The 8,312-nt window shown below is 45.7% G+C and carries 7 protein-coding genes; all 7 read right to left on the bottom strand.

The window, feature by feature from the left end; genetic code table 11:
- The coding region (locus HW45_RS28675; RefSeq protein ID WP_443083031.1) for a flagellin N-terminal helical domain-containing protein at window positions 1-150 on the bottom strand (150 nt) is incomplete at its 3' end.
- A 491-nt stretch (window positions 151-641) separates the two neighbouring features.
- Window positions 642-1,787: a flagellin gene (locus tag HW45_RS03810; RefSeq protein ID WP_038224925.1), complete on the bottom strand. Its 1,146-nt coding sequence runs from the start codon at window positions 1,785-1,787 to the stop codon at window positions 642-644.
- Between the two features lie 346 nt (window positions 1,788-2,133).
- Window positions 2,134-3,327, bottom strand: coding sequence for a flagellar hook-associated protein FlgL (gene flgL, locus HW45_RS03805; protein ID WP_038224923.1), 1,194 nt, complete (start codon window positions 3,325-3,327; stop codon window positions 2,134-2,136).
- Between the two features lie 11 nt (window positions 3,328-3,338).
- Window positions 3,339-5,207, bottom strand: a complete 1,869-nt coding sequence (gene flgK / locus HW45_RS03800) for a flagellar hook-associated protein FlgK (protein ID WP_038224921.1) — start codon at window positions 5,205-5,207, stop codon at window positions 3,339-3,341.
- A gap of 206 nt (window positions 5,208-5,413) precedes the next feature.
- Window positions 5,414-6,352, bottom strand: a complete 939-nt coding sequence (gene flgJ, locus HW45_RS03795; RefSeq protein WP_038224917.1) for a flagellar assembly peptidoglycan hydrolase FlgJ — start codon at window positions 6,350-6,352, stop codon at window positions 5,414-5,416.
- A gap of 9 nt (window positions 6,353-6,361) precedes the next feature.
- Complete coding sequence (locus HW45_RS03790; RefSeq protein WP_038224916.1) at window positions 6,362-7,453, bottom strand: flagellar basal body P-ring protein FlgI; 1,092 nt, start codon at window positions 7,451-7,453, stop codon at window positions 6,362-6,364.
- A gap of 71 nt (window positions 7,454-7,524) precedes the next feature.
- Window positions 7,525-8,298, bottom strand: coding sequence for a flagellar basal body L-ring protein FlgH (gene flgH / locus HW45_RS03785; RefSeq protein ID WP_038224914.1), 774 nt, complete (start codon window positions 8,296-8,298; stop codon window positions 7,525-7,527).
- Between the last annotated feature and the right edge of the window lie 14 nt (window positions 8,299-8,312).

Genomic DNA, 8,312 nt, shown 5'->3' with positions numbered 1-8,312 from the left:
AATTTGTAGACCCGCTGCGTCATCTTTCGCACTGTTGATTTTATGACCTGAAGACAAACGCTCCATTGATGTTGCTTGCGCTTGACTTGCATTGTTTAAGTAACGCTGAGCGGTCATCGCTGATACGTTAGTATTTACATTCACTGCCATGTTGTTTCTCCAATTGATTTTCCGGTGTAGCGGTTTCCGACGTCTCGGAAAACCAAGTAGTTCTCTCAAAGTTAATCTTTTAACGACGCGAGCGAAAAAACCTTTAGAAAAAAACTCGAAAAAACAAAAGAAAACATCCGTTTGATTAGGATTTGAGCAGTTAACGAAAAATTGAAAAGAAAAGATTAAAGTTTAACGAAATGCCGCCGAAACACTGTGATTTTGCTGAATTTGCTAGGGGTGAGTTGTGGATCTTAAGAAAAGAAAAAGCCCCTTTTCCTTTGAGAGAACTGGGGCTGGGTGGCGACTAGAAGCGTGCGGAGATCAGAGAGAAATAAACACACCCTAGCTAACCTACATACTTTGATGCCGTATTGAGGCAGGTTGAGAGAGAGAGCCCCAACACATCACAAAGTATGTTTGCCAAGCAACAGGAAATTTATTGCCACGTCTGGCTTATGTTCCTGTCACTTAGAACTCGGACACTATCTCTATTGTAGTAGAGACATCGCTGAGTTAGGCAACTGTTTTGCTTGTGCCAAAATTGACGTACCAGCTTGTTGTAGAATCTGGTTCTTGGTCATTTCGGTTGTCTCTTTAGCAAAGTCGGTATCTTTGATTCGGCTGTTTGACGCATCAACATTCTCTTGAACGTTCGCTAAGTTGTTGATGCTGTGGCTTAAGCGGTTCTGCTTCGCACCCAAATCTGCACGTTGTGAATCCACATACTTAAGCGCAGAATCGATAATCGAGATAGCGTTTTGCGATCCGGCGACTGAAGTCATGTCAATATCTTGCACTGTAGACTGAGCAGCAGACGCGGTTTGTAAGTCTAAATCTGTAGCTAACGAACCACCAATCGTCACAGACTGGTTTAGGTCAATGTCAGGTTCTGCGACAAACACTTGAAGCTCACCGTTATCTCCTACAGAAGCGCTAATCTTGTCAGACTGACCATTAATGTACGTTGCTAACTGCTCAATATCATCGCCTTGCTTTGCAGTAATGTTGATAGCTACTGCTTCGCCAGATTTGGTCGTAAAGCTAATATCCAACTGGTTATTCGTATTATCAACACGCCAATCAGCGTCTTTACCGTTGTTTGCAGTGTATGTGGTCCCGCCCATACGGAAATCATCTGCACGAATACTGGTTAGTCCCATAATTAAGGCTTCACCTGAGTTAGCACCGATTTGGAATGACGCTTCGCCGAAGCTGCCATTGAGCAAACGACGGCCACCAAATGAGGTAGTCTCTGCTATACGGTTTAGCTCCGCTTGAAGTGCATTAGATTCTTCATTAATTGCAACACGCTCAGCAGGAGAGTTAGTACCATTTGCCGATTGAATCGCCAGGTCACGCATGCGTTGCAAGATGCTGGTTGACTCATTCATGGCACCTTCCGCAGTCTGTGCAATCGAAATACCGTCGTTCGCATTGCGCATTGCCACATCAAGACCACGTGATTGCGCTGTTAGTCGGTTCGAGATCTGCAAACCTGCAGCATCGTCTCGTGCGCTATTGATCTTGTGACCAGACGACAAACGCTCCATTGAGGTATTTAGCGCATCGCTGGATTTGTTCAGATAGCGTTGGGCTGTCATAGCCGAAACGTTTGTACTTACTGTTACTGCCATTATGCTCTCCTAATTGAGTTCGCAAGCTTCAAGTAGGCTCACTTAATAACAAACATTGTTAATTCAATATTGTTACTACGCCCACCTAATACCCCGTATCAGGTGGAGTATCTAAAGTGCTTATTTATCGAGTTAGCCCGTAATCGGGTACTTTGCATTCATGTCTAGCATTTTCTATGCCAACTAATACATTTAATTATAAATCAATACATTAAAGCCCATTCATTGAGCCGGTGTATAACAAGACCTCGTTAGTGCATCCAAAGTGGCTTAAGATTGCCACCTAACGCTTTCACCTCTGCACACATGGCAATGCTCATGCGGCAACCGAGGTGCCAAACTATCGCTATAGATAATTAAATAACGTCAGGTCCTTGGTTTTTCCAAACGCAAGCTGTGAAGCCTGTAATGCTCGTGAGTTCTCTTCAAAATCGATGACCGCCTTTGAGTAATCGAGATCCTCAAAATTACTTTTAGAACGGGCAATCGAAATTTTGAAATCTTCATGCTGCGATTGTTGGGTATCAAGACTGTTAAGCCTTACCCCAACATCGGTACGCGAGCTAGTTAAGTGCAAAAATGCCGCGTGAAACTGCTCAGTGACCTGATGAAGCTGAGCACTGGCTGAGGCATCGGCTACATCGTTATCCATCCAATACACCGCATCATTAAACGTATCAAACACACTAAATGTTTTTTGAGGCTCAACTTCAATCGCGTCCCCCGGTGTAATTTGACCTTTAGTCTGAATGTTGAGCCCTTGGAATTGAATGCCTTGGCTCGGGTCAAAATTACCCGCAGCAACAACCGTATTGTTCTGTTCAAGCTGATAACCAAATTGCTGATTACCCATATCCACAAACGTCACTTTGTATGTACTGTTGTCGTTTGCATTACTGTTGGTGGCTTTTTCAAGTAGTAATTCTGAGCCTTTTTGCAGCTGATAATTGGCTTTGTAATCCCCAAGTGGGTTATCAATCTCCATAAACAGCTTGCTACCAGGATCGCTCGTAGCCACTTCTAGACTTGCTGCAATGCGCATTTTGCGTTGATAGTCATCGCCAGCGTAAGAAATACGCCCTTCCCCATCGACGAAAAATGGTTGAGTCTTAGGTTTTGTGCCAGCAAAGCTATAGTTACCCGATTCATCACGGGTATTCGCAAGCGCGAGAAAGTTCTTTGCCAATTCCTCTATTTCACGTGCTTTTGCTTCACGGTCTTCAGGAGAAAGCGCACCGTTGATTGCTTGCATCGTTAAGCGTTTTGCATTGTCGGCAAACTGCTCTGTCTCACCTAGCATGACTTCTTGATGCTCAAGGCGATTTCTCGACAACGTGATGGCACTGTCGTACTGGTCCAACTGCTGCGTCTGCTGTTTAAGTTTTTGCAAATAATGCGTCGCTAGTGGTGAGTCCGCTGGCTTTTGCAGCTGTTTACCAGAGGCGAGCTGTGCATGGTTTTCATGAATTTTGTTTTCTTGGCGGCGCATATCATTTTGCACCGTTTGGTAATTATGAAAACTAGAGATTCGATTCATCATAATCTAGCTCCTTACCTTAGCTGCAAAATAGTATCGAAGGTTTCATTTGCCGCCTGCATCACTCGAGAAGACGCCATGTACGCTTGCTGAAACTTCATCATATTGGCCGCTTCTTCATCGAGGTTCACGCCCGAAATAGACGCTACACGGCTTTGCGCGTTCTCATGCTCAAGCTCAGCGACTTCCTGCAAACGAGTCGCCGTCGAGGCTTTCAAACCCACATCGGTATTTAAGTTGTGATAGATATCAATGACCGTCGAGTCGCCATCATTCATCGATTTATCGGTCTGAATATGCAGCATTTTTCTCAAGTTACCGTTATCACCCTCTGCCGGATTGAGGTTAGCGGTGAACTTGTCATTTGCCATCGCTCCGTCACTGAGCTCGAACGTGGTGCCAAGTACCGTCACCGGACCACTCGGAGGATAAGGCGTTGGGCTCAATAATACGTTGCCGCTTTTGTCAGTGACGGCAAATTCCGTCCCTGTTGGCGATACCACCACTTCAAATTCTTTCAAACTGCCCACTGACGAGACTTTAAATTTGGCATCACCCTGCGCAAACGTAGTTGAGGCTTCAAAGCTCTGTGCTGCTATGGTTTTTGGGTCGTTAGTCGTCATTTTCATATTGGCTGCACCGTCTCTCGTCGGACGCAACAAAAGCTTCTCGCCTACAGCAGGCGGATTACCAATTTCGACTCGAATACCATCTAGTTGCATACTCGGACCGGAGAAAGACTGAGTCACACCATCTGAGTTGGTCACATAGTAATTAGCACCGTCAAATTTCAATGAATACTCTCCACCCTTAAGTTGTGAGGTATCATCAATAAACACTGCCACGTCGGCACTTGAGTTGACTGGTGCAACGACCCTTGCTTTGGCAAACGCGAGATTATTGACATCCGCGAACAGGTTTTGTCCGACTTGACCATTCAAATCAAGCCCTTGCCCTTGCAATTCATTCACTTTTTCAGAAAAAGCGATAGAGAGACGACCGAGCTCATCCAGAACGTATGGAATCTCTTTGTCACGAGTTTCAAACATACTTTCTAAGCGTCCGCCAATGTCATCGCTGGTAATTGGTTTAATGCCTTTACCTTCAACAATCGCAAGGCGGTGCTGGTGAGTATCTGGGAATCCATCAATCATCTTCAACTGACTGGCTTCTGTACCCGATACCAAAGTATGACCATTACCAATATGAACGTTGAAGCCCTCAGCGTTCCTGCGAGGCGTCACCGTCACTTTGGTGTATTCGGACAACTCTTTGATTAACGACTCATGCTTATCCATCAGATCGTTATGTGGACCAGGCGAGCGCATCATTAAGCGGTGAATATCACGAATTTCGATACCGATTTGGTTCACTCGCTCAACACTCACTTCGAGTTTCTTGTTGACGTTATCTCGCTGTTCACGAACCGTATCGTGGAAATCATTCATCGACTGACGAATCAGGTTGGCTTTATCAAGTACGACTTTACGCGCACCAATATCATTAGGGGTGTCGGCCAATGTTTTTACAGCATCAAACCAATCGTTAAGACTTTCAGGCACCTTTTTAGACGACATAGACGACAACATCCCCGACATCATATCGAGGTTAGTCAGGTTTTCGTTGCGATAATTCACCTGAGTCGTTGCCATGTTGAGTTCTTTGACGGCAAACTGATCCCACGAGCGGCGAACATTTTCCACATGCACTCCCATACCGTAGGTTTGACCACCAAACTGTCTCGGGGCATTCGTCCCCTGTATAACAGATTGTCGGCTGTAACCTTCTGTATTTGCATTAGAAATGTTATGACCAGTCGTGTTTAACTGTCTCTGAGCTGTCAGTACGCTTTGCGCACCTAAGTTCAGAAGATCTGACGCCATATCGCCTCCAAAAAACCAAAATTAGCCTAACTAAATCCACAAGTTACGCCACTCTGCCGTTTAATTTGCAATATATATGCCAGAGTATCTTTGCCGCTGAGCTTGGCACTAAAAAAGATAAGGATGAAGGGAAAAAGATGAAGGTAGTGAGAACAATCCCGGCGATTTGCCGGGATTAATGAGATCAGTAGAACTATCGATAGCCGTTAAAGTGACATATCATCGATTTGCGCCTTAACGCGCAACACTTTGTCCGCATAGTTTGGATCTGTCGCATATCCAGCTTGATGAATATCACGAATGAAGCGTTCAGAACCTTGGTTACCATTCAATGCCGACTGATAACGTGGATTGTCATTAAGGAATTTCACATAGTCGTTGAAACTGTCTTCATACGAGTTGTAAGAACGGAATGCTGCACGCTCTTGCACAGGTACATTTTGATGGTATTCCAGTGTCTGCGTTGCGACCTTATCGCCATGCCAACTTCTGTCAGCCTTAATATTAAATAGGTTGTTACTGCTGCCCTTACTGTTGTTGACGACTTTTTGCCCCCAACCAGTCTCTAAAGCCGCTTGCGCTAATAATAACGATGAATCCACCCCTAACGACTGAGCTGCTCTGTCCGCGTATGGTTTCAAAGACTCGACGAAATTTTGTGGTGTCTTAAAATCAACAGGCTGAGCAACCGGGGCTCCGTCTAGGCCCAGTGATTTCGCGGTATTACGAGCTTTTGCTTCATCGTAAGGGAGATTAAGTGACGTGTCGAACGCTTCATTACGCATACGGATTTCACTGCCCGCTGCAGCATGCGCTTCTGGTGAACGTGCCGCACCAAGCTGAGCGACGATCATATCAGCCAACCCTAGAGAACCATTGGCACTCAACTCACTCGACATCTGCTCATCAAGCATTTGACGGTAGAATTGACCGTTTTGGCTATTGGTCAGGTCTGATTCAAAATGAGTATTCGCGTCGCGCATCGACTTTAACATCATAGAAGTAAAGATAGATTCGAACTGACGAGCGGCAGCGCGTAATGCCGCATCATCATCGCCTTCTTTGCCGCTTACGGCTTGCTGACGAAGCTTATCTAGGCTACTGATATCATGGATAAAACCGATGTCATTGGAGTTTTTAATCATGATACTTACCTAGATAACGATCAACTGACCTTCAATGGCACCAGCTTGCTTAAGCGCCTGTAAAATCGCCATAAGATCTGATGGTGCTGCGCCCACTTCGTTAACGGCACGAACGAGATCATCGAGGGTCAAACCCGGTTGGAAATTGAACATCTTGCCCGAACCTTCTGTTACCTGAATATCTGAGTTAGGTACCACCACTGTATCGCCACCCCCAAAGGCATTGGGCTGGCTTACTTTCAAGTTTTCTTTGATAGCAACCGTCATACCACCGTGAGTCACTGCCGCCGGTTTAAGCTTCACGTGTTTGCCCACCACAATTGTTCCTGTACGCGAGTTAACGATGATTTTTGCACCACTGTCTGCGGTATCGAATTCAACGTTTTCAACTGCTGATAGGAAAGCTACGCGTTGGCTGAGGTCGCGAGGCGCACGAACTCGAACAGAGGTAGAATCTAATGGGCTCGCCATTTGCGGACCCAGAAAGTCATTGATGGCATTTGCCATGTTTTGCGCCGTTGTGAAGTCTGATTGCAGAAGGTTAAAGGTAATGTAATCACCGCGAGAGAATGGGCTAGGAACTTCACGTTCAACCGTTGCACCGCTTGAAATCATACCGACCACAGGGTTGTTGCCCACAATCTTAGAGCCATCTAAGCCTTCGGCACTAAAGCCACTTACCACTAAATTACCTTGTGCTACAGCGTAGACCTCGCCATCCAAACCTTGCAAGAAGGTCTGCATCAAGGTGCCTCCACGGAGACTTTTTGCCGCACCAATTGACGAAACTGTCACGTCCACGCGCTGACCCGGTTTTGAGAACGCTGGTAACTCTGCGGTGACGATAACCGCAGCCACGTTTTTAAACTTAGGTTTGAAGCCGATTGGCATTTGAATACCAAACTTCTCAAGCATTGAGCGGAAACTTTGCTCTGTAAACGGCGTTTTCTCACCTGTACCCGGGAGACCAGTCACCAGACCATAACCCACCAATTGGTTACTACGCACCCCGGCAACTTCTGCCACATCCTTAATGCGTGCCGCTTGTACACTTGCCGCAGCAAAACATAAACCAAGAAGTAAAAACGTGAATTTTTTCATCATGTTACCCTAAAAACAAACAAACCCTCTGAGGAGAGGGTTTGCCGCTTATTATTCGTCGATTCCTATCCCTATAGAGAGACATTAAAAAATCGTGCCAAGAATCCAGGTTCCTGCATATCTTGTTGGGTTCCGGTCCCCGAATACTGAATTCGAGCGTTGGAAATACGGTTAGATGCGATGGTGTTATCAAACTCAATATCATCTGGTCGAATCGTGCCGCTTAAGCGAATGTACTCATCTCCAGTATTTAAGGTTAGCCACTTTTCACCACGAATGACGAGATTGCCATTGGCAAGCACTTCAATCACTTCTACGGTAATCGAGCCCGATAAACTGTTGCTCTGATTGGCCGAGGCATTACCTTTGAAGTTGTTGTCGTTCTTCAACTCATAAGAGAAGTCATAGTCATTGACGGTGACGGGTCTTCCACCAACGAAAAGTGGGTCCATTGAAGAATCATTGGCTTTCGAGAGATCGGCATCAGCACTTTTTGCGGCTTTCGTTGCTTCATTAAGTTCTACCGTAATGATGTCACCAATGCCACGGGGTTTAGAATCATCATACCAATCGCGCGCGTAGTGAGTGTTAAACAGTGAACCCGTTGCCGCTGCGTAATGTTCTGGCTTGTTTTTTGGGTGAATCGGCGCCCATGCTGGGTCATCGGCAACAGGATCAGTTCGACCACGTAACGTATCAACAATCCCTGACGATTGGCTTTTATCTCCTTCAACTGCATCGACTGTCGTCGTGCTATTCGAGACATCGTCTACCGACTCTTCCTGACCAAACTGAGCACAACCAGAAAGTACGGCAAGTAAGGAAACACACAATAACTTTTTCATTCAATGTCGTCCTT

Origin of the sequence: Vibrio sp. ER1A, assembly GCF_000733315.1 — a bacterium.
Taxonomy (GTDB): Bacteria; Pseudomonadota; Gammaproteobacteria; order Enterobacterales; family Vibrionaceae; genus Vibrio; species Vibrio mediterranei.
This window is presented reverse-complemented; position numbering and strand designations above follow the sequence as displayed.